The following is a 16,788-nucleotide window of genomic DNA, read 5'->3' on the forward strand; positions in this document are numbered from 1 at the left end:
CTCCCGTCACGCGACGATGAACCTAACGCAGAACGAGACTGCCTGGCAACTAAAAAACCTAGTTGCTATGTTGGTCACGGGCATGTTATCGATGAGGAAAATCGGGATCCCCATGAGCGCAGGATCGGCCAGAAAGCGACTCTTCTCCACCAAGCCGGTTACGCCGGCTCGGCTCGCGGATACCGTGTCAGATGCGATCGCGGCAGCCTTGTTCGACGGTCGCATCGCGCCCGGGGAGGCGCTGCCGGCCGAAGGCGAGATCGCCCGCGAGTTCGGTGTCTCCAAGCCCATCGCCCGCGAGGCGCTGCGCCAGCTGACGGCAGCAGGCTTGATCTTCACCCAGCAGGGCAAGGTCGCGCGCGCCAAGGCGATGAACGGCGAGCCGATGGAGCGCATCTACGGCTATGCCGCGCGCTCGAGCCTCGAGCGGCTGCGCGAGGCCAACGAGATGCGCCGCGTGATCGAGACGGGGATCGGCCGGTTGGCGGCGGAGCGTCGCGATCCGGCAGGGCTGGCCGCAATGGAGCGGGCGCTGCATGACATGGCCGGCTCCATAAAAGAGCCGTCGGATTTCACCGAGGCCGATATCCTTTTCCACCTCGGCATCGCGCTTGCCACGGGCAACACCATGATCCGTGTTCAGATGGAGGGCATGCGCTCCGTCCAGCGCGAGGTCTCGGAACTCTTCTCGCGCCGCGCCAACCGCACCGATGCCGACTGGAACGCGACCGTCGAGCGTCATCGCGCCATCTACGAAGCGATTGCAACCGGTGCGCCGGATCTCGCCGAGCAGAAGATCATCGCTCATTTCGAGGCGGCGGACATCGCGTCGCTCGAAGTCGCCGAGAAGCTTGTCGGGGCAGGGGATACGCAGCGATGAGCGGCGCCTTCTCACTCCTCGGCCGCCGCGCGCTCGTGACCGGCGCCAATTCGGGCATCGGGCGGGCCATCGCCCTGGGCTTGGCGAGGCAGGGCGCGGACGTGGCGGTCCACGGTCACGGCGACCGGAGCGGGCTGGCATCGGTCCGTGCCGAGATCGGCGCCATCGGCCGCGCCGCGATCGATTTCGAAGCGGATTTCCTGGACCCCTCTGCGCCCGAAGCGCTCGCGCGCCGGGTTACGAACGCGTTCGGGCCCGTCGACATCCTGATCGCCAATGCGGCCATCGAGCATCGCACGTCTTGGCAAGATGTGACGGGCGATCATCTCGCGCGCCACTTCACCGCAAATTTCGCCTCGCTTGTTGCGCTCTGCCGCGCTCTTGTCCCTGCGATGGCGGAGCGTGGATGGGGGCGCGTCGTGGCCACGGGCAGCGTCATGGCGGCCCGGCCGCGTGCCGAGACCGTCGCCTATGCCGCGTTCAAATCGGCGCAGCTCACCGCCATTCGCGCCATCGCCCGTGAGGTCGCCCTTCGCGGAGTGACCATGAACGTGATCTCTCCGGGCGCGATCGAGACGGAGCGTATGGCGGACCGCTATGCCGATGCCTCGTTCCGCCGTGCCGTTGCCGCCAAGATTCCCGTCGGGCGCCCCGGCCGGCCGGAGGATTGTGTCGGCCCCGCGATCTTCCTGTGCTCGGACGAAGCAGCCTATCTCACCGGGGTGGACATACCGGTCGACGGCGGTTGGACGATTGGCGATGCGCCGGGCACGCTGCCGGGGGAGACCGCTTGAGTGTCCGTGCGAGCACGGCCTTTCAGAGAGTTGGGTAGGTTCGAGTTCAGATAAAAGCTGCAGGGAGGAGAACGATGAAAGCCACAATGAAGAGAATGACGACCACGGTGCTGGCGCTCGGACTGATGTCGGGCTCTGTCGGCGCCGCGGAGCTCCGTTTCACCATCTGGACGGGCAACGAGGCGCATCTCAAGATGCTCAACGGGTTCGTGGACAGCTTCAAGGCGAAGCGCCCCGATGTGACCGTCAAGTACGAGACGATTCCGCCGGGCGACTACACCCAGAAGCTCACCTTCCAGCTGGCCGGCGGCAACCCGCCGGACGCCGGGTGGCTGATGGAGGATGCCGCACCGACCTTCGCTGCGGCGGGCGTGCTAGAAAATCTCGCCCCGGCATTGAACAAAGCTCAAGGTTACGATTTCGCGGACTTTTCCAAGCCTGCGCTCGGCCTCTGGACGGCCGGCGACAAGGTCTACGGGGTGCCGTTCTCGACCTCGCCATTCGTGATCTTCTACGACAAGGACCTGTTCGACAAGGCGGGCCTAGAAGATCCGAATGCCCTTGCAGCCAAGGGCGAGTGGAACATGGCGAAGTTCCAGGAAGTGTCCAAGAAGCTCAAGGATGCCACCGGCAAGTGGGGCTTCGAGTTCAAGGATGGCCAAGGCTACGATACACGCATCATGCACGCATTGATGCCGCCGATCCGCGCCGCCGGCGGGGACGTGTGGGCCAGCAAGCAGTGCGGCTTCGACAAGCCTGAGGCGGTGGCAGCCGTCACGCAGCTGCACGACATGGTCTTCAAGGATAAGTCGATCGTGCCGCCCGGCGAACAGGGGGACTACTTCTCCGGCGGCTCCGCCATGACCATCAACCAGATCTCGCGCGCCTCGCTCATGCCGAAGGCAGGTTTCAAATGGGGCATCGCTCCGCTGCCGACAGGTGCGGGCGGCGAGTCGCCGGTCATCGGGCAGGCCGGCATCGTCGTGTTCTCAGCCGGCAAGCAGAAGGAGCTTGCTGCCGAGTTCGTGGCTCACATGACGACCAAGGAGAACGTCGCCGCCGCGGCGCAGTTCTTCCCACCGGCGCGCAAGACCGTGCTCGACAGCGATGCCTTCACCAAGTCCAACAACCTCATCCCCCCGGACCAGATGAAGGTCGTGGCCGACGCCATTTCCAAGGGCAAGGTGTTGCCGGCCCATGAGAAGAGCCCGCAGATCCTCGCCGCCATGAAGCCGCGCGTCGACGCCCTGTGGCGCGCCAATGCCGATGTGGCAGCTTCCTTGAAGGCCGTCTGCACCGCCATCCAACCGTTGCTCTGAGGGCTGGATAGTGGCGGGTACGCTACCGATACGGGACACGGCGCACCGCGAGGATGCGCCGTGGCTCACCTTGAGGATGCGTGAGGCGATGGAGGCATGGCTCTTCATCAGCCCCACGCTGGCCGGCTTCCTCATCTTCTTCGTCGGGCCGCTGATTGCGGTGGTCTGGTATTCGTTGACCGAGTGGAACCTGCTCACCCAGCAGGCCACCTTCGTCGGACTCGACAATTACAGCGACGCGCTGTTCCGCAATCCCGATTTCTGGCACGTCGTCCGCAACTCGGTGATCTTCGCCGTCGGGCTGGTGCCTCTCAACATGGCGCTTGCCCTCTTGCTGGCGCTTGCCCTCTCGCGACGTTTCCCGGGCGTGATCGTCTTCCGCACCGTTTTCTTCGCACCGGTGGTCACATCGGCCGTAGCCTGGGCGATCGTCTGGAAGTTCCTGCTTCAGGGGGAGGCGGGATTCATCAACCAGATCCTCGCTCAGGTCGGCATCGACGGGCCCAATTGGCTGCGCGAACCGAATTGGGCGATGGCGGCCGTGATCGTGACCCGCGTCATCAAGATGGTGGGCCTCAACATGATCCTCTACATCGCGGCGCTGCAGGCGATCCCGCGCGACTATGAGGCGGCGGCCCGGCTGGAGGGGGCATCGGGCTGGCAGATCTTCCGCTGGATCGTCTGGCCGCTCCTGGGTCCCACGACGCTGGTCATCATGGTCATCACCACGATCGGGTCGTTCAAGGTCTTCGACCACATCTATCAGATGACCGGCGGCGGACCTGAGAACGGTACTCTCGTCCTCGCGTACTACATCTATCAGCAAGGTTTCCAGTTCTTCGACGTCGGCTATGCGTCGGCGCTCGCCATGATCATGTTCGTCATCGTCATGGTCCTGACAATCGTCCAGCTCGTGCTGCGCCGGAGGGACACGTGACTTCGTTTCTCACGCGGCGTCGGATCCGCATTCTCAATCAGGTTTGCTGGACGGTCGCGCTCTGCATTGCCGCTATTCCCTTCGTCTTCCCGTTCCTTTGGATGGCCTCTTCCGGCTTCAAGAGCGCGGCTGAAATCTTCGGGTCGCCCAGCATCGTTCCGCGCGAATGGCAATGGTGGAACTTCACCGAGGTTTTCAACCATCAGCCCTTCGCGCGCCAATACTTCAACTCGCTCTACATCGCCGTCACCGTGACCGCCTTGACGCTGCTCGTCTCGTCGCTCGCCGGCTATGCACTGGCGCGCATGCGATTTGCCGGAGCGGCGCTGATCGCACTCTTCCTGGTGACCGCGCTGATGGTTCCCGAAGAAGTGACAATCATCCCAAACTTCTTCCTGATGCGTTGGGCCGGCCTCGTGGACACGCATTGGCCGCTGATCCTGCTGCCGACCTTCGGGCCACAGGGCATCATGGCGACCTTCCTCATGCGGCAGTATTTCCTCGCCTTGCCGAAGGAGCTCGAGGATGCGGGCAAGATGGATGGCCTTTCGCGGCTGGGTGTCTGGTGGAGCATCGCTCTGCCCATGTCCCGGCCCGCGCTTGCGGCTGTTGCCATTATCACATTCCTCAATTCCTGGAATCTCTTTCTGGAGCCGCTGATCTTCGTCTCGTCGCTGGAGAAGTTCACTTTGCCGCTGGCGCTGTCGAACTTCACGGATCCGTACGGCATGCCGCTCTGGCACCTGCAACTGGCCGCCACCAGCCTTGCCGTCATCCCGATCCTCGTCGTCTACCTAATCGCCCAGCGCCAGATCATCGAGAGCTTCGCGCTCTCCGGCGTGAAGGGCTAGGCCGCAATCCTCGCCGCATATCGGACATTGCCATGACCAGCCTCTCCCTCAGCAACGTCAAGAAGCACTTCGGCAGGGTCGATGTCATCCGTGGCGTCGATCTCTCGGTCGACGATGGTGAGTTCGTCGTCTTCGTCGGACCCTCCGGCTGCGGGAAGTCCACGCTGCTGCGGATGATTTCGGGCCTGGAAGATATCAGTTCCGGCGTGCTCAGGATCGGGGATCGGATAGTCAACGAGGTGCCGCCGGCCCGCCGCGGGGTTGCGATGGTGTTCCAGTCCTACGCGCTCTATCCGCATCTCAACGTACGCGACAACATGGGATTTGGCCTCAAGGTGCGGAAGGTGCCGGTCGACGAACGTGCCCGCCGTGTGGGGGAGGCTGCCCGCACCCTCAAGCTGGAACCTCTTCTCGATCGCTATCCGCGCGAGCTCTCCGGTGGGCAACGGCAACGCGTCGCTATCGGCCGCGCAATCGTCGGCAACCCGGCGGTGTTCCTGTTCGACGAGCCACTGTCGAATCTGGATGCGGAACTGCGCGTCCACATGCGCTCCGAGATCGCATCGCTGCACAAGCGTCTCGGCAGCACCATGATCTATGTGACGCATGACCAGATCGAGGCCATGACGCTGGCCGATAAGATCGTGGTGCTGCGTGACGGGCTGGTGGAGCAGGTCGGCACGCCGCGTGAACTCTACGAGCGACCCGGCAATCTGTTCGTGGCGCAGTTCATCGGCAGTCCGAAAATGAACATACTTCCGATCGACTCGATTGCGGAATCTTTGCCCGGCCGTCCCGACCGCGCGAGCCATGTCGGCATGCGGCCCGAGGATCTCGAGCTGACCGATCCCGGTTCGGGCCTCGTCAGCGGGAGGGTGCTGCTCAGCGAATATACCGGCGCGTCCTCGCTGCTGCATGTGGAACTGCCCAGCGGCGAGATTTTCCTCGTGGCGTACGATGGCCAGACGATCGATGCGGATACCGCCTTGGGACTCGCCATCGCGCCGGACCGATTGCACTTTTTCGACAATGCCGGCCGGCGGGCCAATCAGCGAGATCTGCCGCTGACAGGCTATGAGGCAAGATAACGCTCTACCAACCGGGCCCAAAGCGCGGCGCCGGTGGTCAAGCTAGCGTCGGCGAAGTCGTATTTCGAGCTGTGCAGAATGGAGGAATTCAGGCCGTTGCCAAGGCGCAGGAAGCTTCCCGGCTTACGTTCGAGAAAATAGGCGAAGTCCTCGCTTCCCGGAATGAGGTGGCAGGTTGAGACTCGGTCCGTTCCGATCAGCTCCTCTGCGACGCCGCGGGCGAAGGCCGTCTCCGCGTCCGAGTTGACGACGACCGGGTATCCGCTCTCGTACTCGATCTCGGCGGTAGCGCCGTGGCCTTCGACGACGGATTGCGTAAGCTTGACGATACGCGCCCGCAGGAGGTCGCGAATCTTCGGATCGAAGGAGCGGACGCTGAGCGCGAGCTTCGCATATTCCGGGATCACGTTGACGGCGTTGCCCGCATGGATCGTTCCGACGGTGACGACCGCGGTCTGGGTCGGATCGACATTCCGCGACACGATGGTCTGAAGCGAGACGACAAGATTACAGGCGATCACCACGGGGTCGACCGTCAGGTGGGGACGCGAGGCATGGCCGCCGATCCCCCTGATGGTGATATTGGCGGTATCCGCCGAGGCCATCATCGGACCGGAGCGCAGAAGGATGTTGCCTTCCGGCGCGCCGGGATGGTTGTGCAGGCCGAAGATCGCGTCGAAGGGAAAGCGCTCGAACAGGCCGTCGGCGATCATCGCCTGGGCGCCGCTGAATTTCCCGGCCTCTTCGGCCGGTTGGAAGATCAGGGTGACGGTGCCGTCGAAGCGGCGGGTGCGGGCAAGATACTCGGCTGCACCCAGCAGTACCGTTGTATGTCCGTCATGGCCGCAGGCATGCATCTTGCCGAGATTTTGACTTGCATATGTCAGGCCGGTTTCTTCCGCGATCGGAAGAGCATCCATGTCGGCACGGATGGCGATGCCCTTCTTCCCGGTGCCGGCGCTGAGACGCGCGACAACGCCGTGGCCGCCGACGTTGCGGGTCACTTCGTAGCCCCAGCTCTCGAGCTTCTCGGCAACGAAACGTGCCGTTTCCGCCTCTTCGCAGGAGAGCTCCGGATTGGCGTGGAGAAAGCGGCGGATGCCGGTGAGCTCCGCTTCCATGGCTTCGAAGTCCAAGACTCTGGCAAAAACGTTGTCGTTGAGCATGATTTTATCGCGGTTTCGATGAATGAATGGCTTCGAGGAAAGGCGGTCGGTCGGTGACTAAAGAAAGCGCGACAGGAAGGCCTTCGTACGAGGATGTTGCGGGTTGCCGATCACATCCTCCGGGTTGCCCATCTCGACGACCTTGCCGTCGTCCATGAAGACCACCCGGTCGGCCGCCTCACGGGCAAAGCCGATCTCGTGAGTGACGACGATCATCGTAAGTCCCTGCTGGGCAAGATCGCGCATGGCAGCCAGCACTTCGCCAACCAATTCGGGATCGAGCGCCGATGTCGGCTCATCGAACAGCATCAGCTTGGGCTTGATCGCCAAAGCGCGGGCGATCGCAACGCGCTGCTGCTGGCCGCCGGAAAGCTGGCGCGGATAGCTGCCCGCCTTCTCCGACAGGCCGACCCGCTCCAGAAGCTTCAAGGCGTTCCGAGTGGCTTCCGGACGACTTTCACCGTGGATGCCCACAGGCGCCTCGATGATGTTCTGCAGCACCGTCATATGCGGATAGAGGTTGAACTGCTGGAACACCATGCCGATCTTCCGGCGCTGGCGGGCGATGCCGTTCGCCGAGAGCTTTTCCAAACGATCCTTGCGGAGTCGGTAGCCGATCTGCTCGCCGTCTACCGCGATAAAGCCCTTGTTGATGGCTTCCAGGTGGTTGATGCAGCGCAGGAGCGTCGATTTTCCGGAGCCGGAAGGGCCGAGGATGACAACGACCTCGCCCGGCATGATATCCAGGTCGATGCCCTTCAGCACTTCCAGTTGGTCGAAGGACTTATGTACATCACGTACCTGAACGAGAGGCTTCGCGGTCTGGACGGCAGTCAATGGGTTGCCTCCTGAACAGTAGCGCCGGTGAGGGCCGGTTTCTCGGCGGCTCCGTTTCGGCGGTCGCTCCGGCCGTAATAGGCCTCGATATAGCTCTGCCCGACATTGAGGATAGAGGTGATGAGGAGGTACCAGATGACGGCCACAAGCAGCATCGGGACGATCTCAAAGGTGCGGTTGTAGATCGATTGCACGGAGTAGAGCAGATCGGCCATCGCGATCACGCTGACGAGAGAGGTGGCCTTGATCATGCTGATAAGCTGGTTGCCGGTCGGCGGAACGATCGAACGCATGGCTTGCGGAATGATGATGCGCCACAGGGCACGGGCTCTCGTCATGCCGAAAGCTTCGGCCGTTTCGGTCTGGCCGCGATCCACGGAAAGAAGACCGCCGCGGATGATCTCCGCCATATAGGCCGCCTCGTTGAGCGCTAATCCGACGATTGCAGCCGTCATCGGCGTGATTACCGAATTCGTGTCCCAGCTTGCCAAGGTCGGACCGAAGGGAATCGCGATCGAGATCTGCGGGAACAGGGTCGAGAGATTGTACCAGAAGATCAGCTGCACGAGCAGGGGCGTGCCGCGGAAGAACCAGATGAACAGTCCTGCGAAGGAGTTTGCCAGCCGATCCTTGGACATGCGGGCGATGGCGAGGCCCAGCCCAAGGACCGTGCCGAGCGCCAAGGCAATGACAGTCAATCCAAGACTCACATAGAGGCCGCTGATCACCGTCGGATTGAAGAAATAGGCGGCGACGACGGGCCAGCCGAAGTTTTCATTGTGCGCGACGATCCAGGCGAAATCCACAGTAACGAGAAGGATCACAACCCAGAGGATTAAACGCCCCGTACGGAAAGGGGCGTGCGCCGTTACCACGTCCCGGAAGGGCGCATCGCCGGAGGGCGATGCGCTCGTCAAATGAAGCTGGCTCATTTCGGGAGGATCCCACCGAGATTGATGCCGGGCTCCTTGATCATGTTATTCTCAAGGTTCCACTTCTTCATGATCGCAGCATAGGTTCCGTTGCTCATCAGATGCTTGATAGTATCGAGGAGCAGTGGCCCGAGCGGCGAGCCCTTGGGCACGACGGCGCCCTGATAGAGATCCTCGAAGCCATTCTTCTGACCGACGCCGGTCAGTTCAAGCTGGCCGTTGGCTTGGGATACGAAGTAAGTAAGGGGCGCCTGGGAGGAGAAGAAGGCATCGGCGCGCTTCGAACGAACGGCCAAGATCGAGCTCGGCTGGTCCGTATAGGATTGAACCGTGATGGCTTCCTTGCCGTCGGCCTTGCACTTGTCCGCCTGAACCTGGATCACGCGTTCGGCGGAGCCGCCCGCCATGACAGCGATGCGATTGCCACAGGCGCTGTCCAGCGAGGTGATGCTCTTGGGGTTGCTCTTCTGGACGGCGAAGACAACGAACTCCTGGACCCAGTCGACGAAGTCATTGGCTTCTTCGCGGCTCTTGAAGTCGCCGATGGGACCGAACGCGAACTGGTAGCGTCCGGAATTGATGCCGGCGAGCAGCGCCGGCAGGCCACCCACTGTGGCGTGCTCGATCTTGACACCGAGAACCTGGCCGATTGCGTCTGTCAGATCGTTGCTGGCGCCAGTCATCTCGGTGCCGGTGACGATCTCATAGGGAGGGAACGAACCATTGTTGACCGAGATCATCTTGCCTTCAGTCCGGATGGCCTCGGGCAAACGTGCCCGCAATTGCTCATTCACGCTCTGCTTCGGGATCGCTGCTTCCTGGGCAAGAACAGGGCTTGCCAACATCAGGGCAGCTATGGTGACGGAAGCGATCATTTTCGAATTCATGCGACGGGCCCTTTCGGTTTGGGGAATGCTCAGTTCATGGGTAACGCTGACAAGATTCTCACTTCGAATGTGCGTGCCAGGGAAAGAGTTCGGCGGGCGTCAGCAATCGCGGCAGAATCTTCTGCTCGTAAAGCTCGGTGGCGAAGTCGCCGATCATTTTCCCGTTCGCCTCGAGTCCGCTGATATTCCAGGAGGGGGGCAAATCGGTGGCGCAGCGACGCAGTTCGTCGATCATCCAGGGCGTCGTGTCGGCGTATTTCTCGCGCTTCTGCAGCCACATGCGTTGAGATGCGTCGATCAGATCGTTGAGCTCGTCCATAACCCATGGATGCTCCTGCACGATTGCGGCCTTGAAACCGATCAGGTGCATGCCCGGCACATAGCCGACGTCGTGAAAGTAGGCGACTTCAGACGCCCTGAAGTCGTCGAGCACTTGCCGGAAGGGTGAGTCCTGGTCGAAGAACCCTGGCGGCATGAAAGGAGTGAGGACGGCGTCCAGGCCGCCATTCTCCAGAAGCTCCACCATGGGTCTTTCGCCCGGAGTGGCTTCGATGCGGCCCGGGCGACCGAAACCGTCAAGCCGGTCGGTGATGGGATGGGCCTCGGTCAGCCGGCCTGCATACCACATGGCATCTTCGATCCCGACGCCTTCGCGCCGGATGGCTGCGCGGGTCCAGGTATTGCCGGAGTCCCGCCAGCCCGTCACGCCGATCTTCTTGCCGCCAAGGTCCGAGAGCTTGCGGATCGAGCTCTTTTTCGTGGTGATGATGCACCGGTGGCGGAAGCCGCGCATGATAAAGTTCGGCATGCCGACGACACTGTCGTCGCCATCGTGCCGCAGCTGCGCGTAGCGGCTGAACGACATCTCCGCAGCGTCGTACGATGGATCGAGAGCGACGTTCGAGATGAGGGTGCCTACGCGATCGACCTTGATATCGAGGCGAGGTGACCGAACATCACCAAGCACCAGAGGTGTCATGTAGTCCCAGTCACGGAGGGCTAGTCTGAGGGTCAGAGGCATCAGCATTTAACTCGCAGCAAACCTATCATTCTTTCAATTAAAATGTTCATATTGAATTGATCAAATACTATTATGTTATTGAACATTAAAATTGGTGTCGCATGACCGAAAGTCGAAACGCCCATTGGTTTGCCGAGAGATTGACGGACAGGACCATTCGCGGGATCGCTCTGGAAACCAGAGCCCTGATCCGTGCCGGCGCGCTTCCGGTTGGTACAAAGTTGCCCCCGATCCGCGATCTCGCGTTCGCGCTCGGTGTTAGTCCGGCGACCATTTCGGAAGCTTGGAGCGAACTGCGCCGTCACAAAATCATCAGTGGGCGAGGGCGAAATGGCACTTGGGTCAGCGGTGACCGTTTCGTCGCCAAGCCGCATCGCCTCGGAAGCTCCGGCATCTACGGCGATGGCATCCTGAACTTGACCGCAGCCGTTCCCGACATGCGCCTGTTGCCGCCGCTTGCCGAGGCTATGGCTTATGGTGCCTCGGCGGAGAATCTCAACAGCTACGAGCGCAACCGAATCCTGCCGGAACTCGAGGAAGAAGTCAGGAAAAAATGGCCCTACGAGCCGGAGGCGTTCCTGGCGACGAATGGCGGATACAACGCTGTCTATACATTGGTCCATGCACTGCTGCCTCCGGGCGCATCCGTTGCGATCGAAGATCCGACCGGCATGCGCCTCCTCGATATTCTGGAAGACCGGGGAGTTCGCATCGTGCCTGTTCAATGCGATGGCGAAGGACCAATGCCGTCAGCTCTTGAGACCGCGATGAAATCCAAGCCTATCGCCTTCATTTTCCAGCCGCGGCTGCATTCAGTCACCGGCCAGGGTGTCAGCCAAGCGCGCCTGGAGGCTCTCGCTGCGGTTCTAAAAGATACCGACACGCTTATCGTCGAAGACGACGGCATCGGCGATATTTCGGCGGCCCCACGTCACTCTCTGGGTGCCTACTTTCCGAACCGGCTCATCCACATCCTGTCGTTCTCGAAGACGCATGGGCCGGATTTGCGTCTTGCAGTCCTTTCCAGCTCCCGAACCATCATAGATCAGATACAATCCTATCGAAGCTTCAGTGCCGGCTGGACGAGCCGTATTCTCCAGGCTGCCACAGCCTGGCTGCTGCGCGATCCGGAGACACAGGAATCGGTTGATCGCGCGCGAATGCTCTACCATGAGCGACGCGCCAATCTGGTCAATGCTCTGCAGCAGAGAGGTATTGGTGCAATGCACGGCGAGGGTCTGTGCGCCTGGGTTCCGGTGTCCTCGGAGCCATTCGCTATGGTGACGCTCGCCGCCCATGGTATTGCCGTCCATCCAGGTGCCAAGTTCTCGATCCTGCCGACGTACTATCTGCGGGTTGCAACGGCTACTCTTTCCGATCGCTATGAGAGTGTCGCGGACTCGATTGCGTTGGCTGCCGGCACCTGAGTGGACAGCATGCGCGGGACGATCGATGATCGCGGGACCGCAGAGGAAATGACGGCGCTGGAATGCCTGAATAGCTTCCGGCGGCCGCCACGCTCGTGATAGCCTTCCAGGCTGCGAAGGTGCGGCTGGCGCCAGCATACGCGCCAACGATGCTCTGGACATTCGGACGTGTCCAGGCCTGCCGGCTCGAGGCTCGGGTGGACATTCCTCGGATTTTCAGGTTCTGCGGAGGTGCGCGATGAAACGAAGTCCGGTCCTCGTCGATCTTGCTCTCCAGGGCGGCGGATCCCACGGTGCGTTCACATGGGCGTTCTGGATCGGCTTCTTGAAGAGCCCTGGCTTCACATAGAAGCCATCTCGGGCACATCGGCCGGTGCGATGAACGCGGCAGTTCTGGCGGATGGCTGGCTCGAGGGCGGTGCCGAAGGTGCCCGCAATGCGCTCGACCGATACTGGCAACGCGTGTCGCACGCCGCAGCGTTCAGCCCTTTACAGCGCTCGCCGTTGGACCGTCTCTTGGGTCGCTGGACGCTCGACACGTCTCCGGCTTATGTCGCGATGGACCTCGCATCACGGCTTCTCTCGCCCTACGACATCAACCCGGCGGGCTTCAATCCGCTCCGACGCATTCTGGCGGAGAGTATCGACTTCGACCGTCTGAGCCGCTCCCCGATCCGGCTGTTCATCACAGCGACCAGCGTTCGAACCGGTCGCGGGCGGATTTTCCGGAACGGCGAGATCACACCCGACGTGCTTCTTGCGTCTGCCTGTCTTCCGACGATGTTCGCCGCTATCGAGATCGACGGCGAACCCTATTGGGACGGTGGCTACGCCGGTAATCCTACCATCACGCCGTTGGTTCGCGAAAGCGACGCTCATGACACCATCCTGGTGCAGATCAATCCGCCCGAGCGAAAGGAGATACCGCGCACTGCCACCGAGATCCTCAATCGTCTCAACGAGATTTCCTTCAACTCTCCCTTGATGAAGGAACTCCGCATGATTGCCCTTCTGCGCCAAGTGGCGGACCCGGGGACAGGAGAGGGCACTCGCTGGGCCCAGATGCGGACGCACCGGATCCGGAGCGACATGTTGGCTGAATTCGGGGCGTCGTCGAAGCTCAATGGTGAATGGGACTTCGTGTCGATGCTGCGGACGGAAGGACGCCGGGCCGCTGGTGAATTCCTTGACACCAGCGCCGACGATCTCGGCAAGCGCTCCACGGCCGATCTGGATATCCTGCTAGCGGAGTGTTGACCTGAAGCATGTTGGAGGCGCAGCAGCCCCTGCGACGCTGAGGCGTTCTATAATGCTGATTTGTCTGAGATTAATCTAGGCAATGCCTTGCTCGGATAAGATATGTCCCTATAAAAGTTAGGCTTTCTCTTCCCCGTTTCGACGAAGCCAGCGGGTGGCTTGCTGGTTGAGGCGGTGTGGCTGGATACGGTTAGTAAACCTCATGGGGCATTCATGGCATTGGTCAAGACGTCCGAACTCTCGGGCAAGGGCAACTCACGACCGGCAGGTAACGAGACTGTTCCCCAAGGGGCTCATTCTCCCGTAAGGGGAGCGGCATCCCAACGCCGGACCCTCGAGCGTGTGAGGGCACGGCAGCAGAAGGCGGCGGAACGCATCGGCGCCGCCACCGAAGAACTGGCGAGCGGAGTTGCCGAAGCGTCATCCGCGGCCGAGGAACTGCGGCGCTCCATGGAACAGATCGCCAGCGGCGCCGAGGAGGCGGCCGGCGCTTCCCAGCAATCGCTTTCGGCCATGGTGAGCCTGAGTGCCTCGTTTTCCGAGGCGCGAGCCCATGCCGAGGCCACCCAGGCGAGAACGAACGGCCTTCAGAGCCTTCTGATCGAGACGGGAGCCCAGATCGACGCGTCCGTGTCCGCCGTGGAGACCAACGCGACGCGCCAAAAATCCATGGTCAACGTGGTCTCGCTTCTCGAAAAACAAGCAACCGAGATCGGCGAGATCACCCGTGTAGTCGGGGACATTTCGGATCAGACCAATCTTCTGGCGCTGAATGCGGCCATCGAGGCGGCCAGGGCCGGCGACAGCGGGCGTGGCTTTGCCGTCGTCGCGGATGAAGTTCGGGCTCTTGCCGGCACTTCCGAGAAAAGCGCGCAGGTTATTCAGACCCTCGCGGAAGGCATCGTCGGCGAGGTTCGATCCGTTGCAGAGCGGATTAAGGCTTCAGCCGAAACAGCATCCGGCGAGGCTCGGATCGGCCGTGCCGTGGTGGGGGCTCTGGACAAGATCCGAACCGATGTGTCCCTCCTGGCCGAGGGGAGCCAGGCCATTCTCGTCGCGGCCGTCGAGGCCGACGCCGCCATCCGAGAGGCGCAACGCGGGGCCGAGCAGGTAGCGAGTGCGGCCGAGGAGCAGGCCGCGGCGGCAGCCGAGGCTCAGCGGGCGGTCCAGCAGCAGAGTGCTTCCCTCGATCAAAGCCAGCAGACTGCGCAGTCGCTGGCCGCTCTGGCGGACGATCTTCAGGCAGGCACGGCTGGAGCCACCAGTGCCGAGCAGGTCGGGTCGGCAGCAGAGGAGCTGTCGGCGGCCATTCAGGAACTCTCCGGGGCTGCCGGCGAGATCATGACCGCCGTCGATCAGATCAGCCGGGGCGCGCAGATTCAGGCTGCAGCCACGCAGCAGGCCAATGTGGCCATGGGGCAGATCGAGCGGGCGACTGCTGCATCACGGGATGCAGCCAGCACGGCCGTCGAGCGCATCGAGACTCTCGCTGCCGATCTGCAGGACAATCGCACCGCGACCATGCGGCTGGCGGCCGGCGTCGGAGAGGCGCTGAAGGAGACGCTAGCCGTGATTGGATTTGCTTCGGTTTAGTGGAGAGCGGTTTGGTAGCTATCCGGCCAGCCTTTCGAACTGAGCCGGACTGACATAGTCCAGTGTCGAATGACGCCGGACGGGATTGTAGAAGCCATCGATGTAACGACCGATCGCCTTCCTGGCCTCGGCTCTCGTCTGGAAGACGGTGCGCCAGACCAGCTCGGACTTCAAGGTCTTGAAGAAAGTCTCGACCACGGCATTGTCGAAACAATTGCCTGTCCCGGACATTGAGATCCGGATGCCGTGCTTCCGCAACTCGGCCTGATACTCGATCGAACAATATTGACTGCCGCGGTCCGCGTGATGGGTCAGCCCCTCACCGGGTCTTCGGATCGCCAGAGCCTTGCGCAGCGCCTCGAGCGCCAGTTCCTTGTGCAGCCGGTCGCTCACCGCCCAGCCAACCACCCGGCGCGCGAAGAGATCCAGGACCACGGCCAGGTAGAGCCAGCCCTCGCTCGTCCACACGTACGAGATATCCGCGGCCCACTTCTGGTTCGGGCGCTCGGCCGAGAAGTCCTGCTCGAGCAGGTTGGGAGCAATAGGAAAGGCGTGGTGGCTGTCGGTGGTGCGCTTGAAGCGACGTTTCTGCCGGGCCTTGAGCCCATTCTCGCGCATCAGTCGGGCCGTCCGACGGCGCCCGATCGGCAGGCCCTGATCCTGGAGTTCGCGCGTCATCCGTGGGCTGCCATAGGTGCCATTCGATTCTCGAAAGGCGGATCGGACATGGGCGAGCAGCACCAGATCGTCGCGCTGACGCTGGCAGGCCGGACGACTTCGCCAGGCAAAGTAGCCGCTCTGGCTCACCTCAAGAACCTGGCACAGGCGCTGGATGGGGAATTCCGCTTTCGCCGCATCGATGAACGTGAACCTCATCGACTTCCCTCCTTGACGAAAAAAGCGGTGGCCTTCTTGAGGATGTCGCGCTCTTGCCGCAGCACCTCGTTCTCGCGACGGAGGCGCTTGAGCTCGTCCATGACATCCTCATTGGGCGGCGGGGCCGACGAAGGCCGCATATCCTGGTGCTCCGCCATCCAGCGCGCGAGCGTCGAACGGTTCACCCCAAGATCGTCGGCGATCGCGCGTTGCGAGCGCCCACTCGTCAAAACGAGGCGGACGGCCTCATCCTGAAACTCTCTCTTAAAACGGGTCTTCGGCATGGAGATCCTCCTGCTTCATCAGAAGCTCTCCATTTTTTCGAAGCAAGACCAGATCGGATTGATGAGCGGCTTGGACGAATCCGGCCGCCGTATCGAGAAGATCGTCGATAGCATCGCCCTTGTGGCGGTCCAGACCAACATGCTGGCCGTGAGCGGCTCCATCGAGGCCGCCCGGACCGGTGAGGCCGGCCGCGGCTTCGCGATCGTGTCGGGAGACATCCGCAACCTGGCGCGGGATGCATCGGAGAATGCCGACCGGATCAAGGATGTCGTTCGCGAGATCCGCGATCAGATCACCATCGTCAGACGGGATCTGGAGCAGAGCGCTGCCATTGCCCAGGCGGAGGTGGCTAAGAATACCCTGACCGTGGAGAGGCTGGGAGCAGTGGAATCCGATATGAAGGCTATTCGGCAGGGCAGCACCTCCATCCTGTCGGCCTCCGAGACGATTTTGACGGCGGTGCGCGAAGTTCGGCTCGGCACCCAGCAGGTCGCCGTCGTGGCCGAGCAGGCCAGCAGCGCCGCCGCACAGGCGGCTACCGCCGCGCGTCAGCAGGCGCGTGGAGCCGAGGATCTGGCGGCCGCCATCGAGGAGATCGCCTCCCTGGCCGATGAGCTCCAGATGGCGGAGTCATAAGG

Annotated in this window: 15 protein-coding genes and 1 pseudogene; 10 read left to right on the forward strand and 6 right to left on the reverse strand. The window is 62.1% G+C overall.

Going from position 1 to position 16,788, the window contains the following annotated elements:
• Positions 1 to 112 precede the first annotated feature (112 nt).
• The 6 genes from BB934_RS24705 (at position 113) to BB934_RS24730 (ending at position 5,869) form a co-directional block, all read left to right on the forward strand.
• Positions 113 to 880 carry a FadR/GntR family transcriptional regulator gene (locus BB934_RS24705; protein WP_099512049.1) on the forward strand — a complete coding sequence of 256 codons (768 nt, stop codon included), beginning with the start codon at positions 113 to 115 and terminating at the stop codon, positions 878 to 880.
• Complete coding sequence (locus tag BB934_RS24710) at positions 877 to 1,674, forward strand: SDR family NAD(P)-dependent oxidoreductase (RefSeq protein WP_099512050.1); 798 nt, start codon at positions 877 to 879, stop codon at positions 1,672 to 1,674. Before BB934_RS24705 ends, BB934_RS24710 begins: the two co-directional genes overlap by 4 nt.
• Before the next feature lie 86 nt (positions 1,675 to 1,760).
• Positions 1,761 to 2,993 carry an ABC transporter substrate-binding protein gene (locus tag BB934_RS24715; protein WP_418294764.1) on the forward strand — a complete coding sequence of 411 codons (1,233 nt, stop codon included), beginning with the start codon at positions 1,761 to 1,763 and terminating at the stop codon, positions 2,991 to 2,993.
• A gap of 28 nt (positions 2,994 to 3,021) precedes the next feature.
• The gene (locus tag BB934_RS24720; RefSeq protein WP_418294765.1) at positions 3,022 to 3,930 is read left to right on the forward strand and encodes a carbohydrate ABC transporter permease; all 909 of its coding nucleotides are present in this window, start codon (positions 3,022 to 3,024) and stop codon (positions 3,928 to 3,930) included.
• 23 nt (positions 3,931 to 3,953) lie between these two features.
• Positions 3,954 to 4,781, forward strand: coding sequence for a carbohydrate ABC transporter permease (locus tag BB934_RS24725; protein WP_418294766.1), 828 nt, complete (start codon positions 3,954 to 3,956; stop codon positions 4,779 to 4,781).
• Positions 4,782 to 4,813: 32 nt separating this feature from the next.
• Positions 4,814 to 5,869: an ABC transporter ATP-binding protein gene (locus tag BB934_RS24730; protein ID WP_099512054.1), complete on the forward strand. Its 1,056-nt coding sequence runs from the start codon at positions 4,814 to 4,816 to the stop codon at positions 5,867 to 5,869.
• Here BB934_RS24730 and BB934_RS24735 read toward each other — a convergent pair.
• Genes BB934_RS24735 through BB934_RS24755 form a run of 5 tightly spaced genes read right to left on the reverse strand, consistent with a single transcriptional unit; the run spans position 5,854 to position 10,712 of the window.
• Positions 5,854 to 7,035 carry a M20 aminoacylase family protein gene (locus tag BB934_RS24735; RefSeq protein ID WP_099512055.1) on the reverse strand — a complete coding sequence of 394 codons (1,182 nt, stop codon included), beginning with the start codon at positions 7,033 to 7,035 and terminating at the stop codon, positions 5,854 to 5,856. The genes BB934_RS24730 and BB934_RS24735 overlap by 16 nt on opposite strands.
• Before the next feature lie 57 nt (positions 7,036 to 7,092).
• Entirely contained in the window at positions 7,093 to 7,872 is a 780-nt protein-coding gene (locus tag BB934_RS24740) for an amino acid ABC transporter ATP-binding protein (RefSeq protein ID WP_099512056.1), read from the reverse strand.
• Entirely contained in the window at positions 7,869 to 8,804 is a 936-nt protein-coding gene (locus BB934_RS24745) for an amino acid ABC transporter permease (protein ID WP_099512057.1), read from the reverse strand. The genes BB934_RS24740 and BB934_RS24745 overlap by 4 nt, the downstream gene beginning before the upstream one ends.
• Positions 8,801 to 9,691: an ABC transporter substrate-binding protein gene (locus BB934_RS24750; protein WP_099512058.1), complete on the reverse strand. Its 891-nt coding sequence runs from the start codon at positions 9,689 to 9,691 to the stop codon at positions 8,801 to 8,803. The genes BB934_RS24745 and BB934_RS24750 overlap by 4 nt, the downstream gene beginning before the upstream one ends.
• 58 nt (positions 9,692 to 9,749) lie before the next feature.
• Positions 9,750 to 10,712, reverse strand: a complete 963-nt coding sequence (locus BB934_RS24755) for a substrate-binding domain-containing protein (protein ID WP_099513199.1) — start codon at positions 10,710 to 10,712, stop codon at positions 9,750 to 9,752.
• Between the two features lie 101 nt (positions 10,713 to 10,813).
• Here BB934_RS24755 and BB934_RS24760 point away from each other — a divergent pair, with 101 nt between their 5' ends.
• The 3 genes and pseudogenes from BB934_RS24760 (at position 10,814) to BB934_RS24770 (ending at position 14,989) form a co-directional block, all read left to right on the forward strand.
• A complete protein-coding gene (locus BB934_RS24760; RefSeq protein ID WP_099512059.1) occupies positions 10,814 to 12,139 on the forward strand; it encodes an aminotransferase-like domain-containing protein in 1,326 nt (441 codons plus the stop codon).
• 238 nt (positions 12,140 to 12,377) lie between these two features.
• A pseudogene (locus tag BB934_RS24765) lies at positions 12,378 to 13,396 on the forward strand (patatin-like phospholipase family protein).
• A 213-nt stretch (positions 13,397 to 13,609) separates the two neighbouring features.
• Entirely contained in the window at positions 13,610 to 14,989 is a 1,380-nt protein-coding gene (locus BB934_RS24770) for a methyl-accepting chemotaxis protein (protein WP_099512060.1), read from the forward strand.
• A gap of 18 nt (positions 14,990 to 15,007) precedes the next feature.
• On the opposite strand, the gene BB934_RS24775 is transcribed toward BB934_RS24770, so the two are convergent.
• A protein-coding gene (locus BB934_RS24775; protein ID WP_418294720.1) for an IS3 family transposase occupies positions 15,008 to 16,149 on the reverse strand; the annotation gives its coding sequence in 2 pieces (ribosomal slippage) (positions 15,008 to 15,891 and positions 15,891 to 16,149; 1,143 coding nt in all).
• Between the two features lie 61 nt (positions 16,150 to 16,210).
• On the opposite strand from BB934_RS24775, the gene BB934_RS24780 reads away from it, so the two are divergent.
• Positions 16,211 to 16,786, forward strand: coding sequence for a methyl-accepting chemotaxis protein (locus tag BB934_RS24780; RefSeq protein ID WP_237050090.1), 576 nt, complete (start codon positions 16,211 to 16,213; stop codon positions 16,784 to 16,786).
• Positions 16,787 to 16,788: the final 2 nt, after the last annotated feature.

This window comes from Microvirga ossetica (genome assembly GCF_002741015.1).
Taxonomy (GTDB): domain Bacteria; phylum Pseudomonadota; class Alphaproteobacteria; order Rhizobiales; family Beijerinckiaceae; genus Microvirga; species Microvirga ossetica.

What these genes read in the sequence shown, in the direction of transcription:
- BB934_RS24715 (WP_418294764.1), top strand. Translation starts at nt 1,761, where the DNA reads ATGAAGAGAATGACGACCACGGTGCTGGCGCTCGGACTGATGTCGGGC.
- BB934_RS24735 (WP_099512055.1), bottom strand. Translation starts at nt 7,035, where the DNA reads ATGCTCAACGACAACGTTTTTGCCAGAGTCTTGGACTTCGAAGCCATG.
- BB934_RS24710 (WP_099512050.1), top strand. Translation starts at nt 877, where the DNA reads ATGAGCGGCGCCTTCTCACTCCTCGGCCGCCGCGCGCTCGTGACCGGC.
- BB934_RS24750 (WP_099512058.1), bottom strand. Translation starts at nt 9,691, where the DNA reads ATGAATTCGAAAATGATCGCTTCCGTCACCATAGCTGCCCTGATGTTG.
- BB934_RS24760 (WP_099512059.1), top strand. Translation starts at nt 10,814, where the DNA reads ATGACCGAAAGTCGAAACGCCCATTGGTTTGCCGAGAGATTGACGGAC.
- BB934_RS24745 (WP_099512057.1), bottom strand. Translation starts at nt 8,804, where the DNA reads ATGAGCCAGCTTCATTTGACGAGCGCATCGCCCTCCGGCGATGCGCCC.
- BB934_RS24730 (WP_099512054.1), top strand. Translation starts at nt 4,814, where the DNA reads ATGACCAGCCTCTCCCTCAGCAACGTCAAGAAGCACTTCGGCAGGGTC.
- BB934_RS24705 (WP_099512049.1), top strand. Translation starts at nt 113, where the DNA reads ATGAGCGCAGGATCGGCCAGAAAGCGACTCTTCTCCACCAAGCCGGTT.
- BB934_RS24770 (WP_099512060.1), top strand. Translation starts at nt 13,610, where the DNA reads ATGGCATTGGTCAAGACGTCCGAACTCTCGGGCAAGGGCAACTCACGA.
- BB934_RS24780 (WP_237050090.1), top strand. Translation starts at nt 16,211, where the DNA reads ATGAGCGGCTTGGACGAATCCGGCCGCCGTATCGAGAAGATCGTCGAT.
- BB934_RS24755 (WP_099513199.1), bottom strand. Translation starts at nt 10,712, where the DNA reads ATGCCTCTGACCCTCAGACTAGCCCTCCGTGACTGGGACTACATGACA.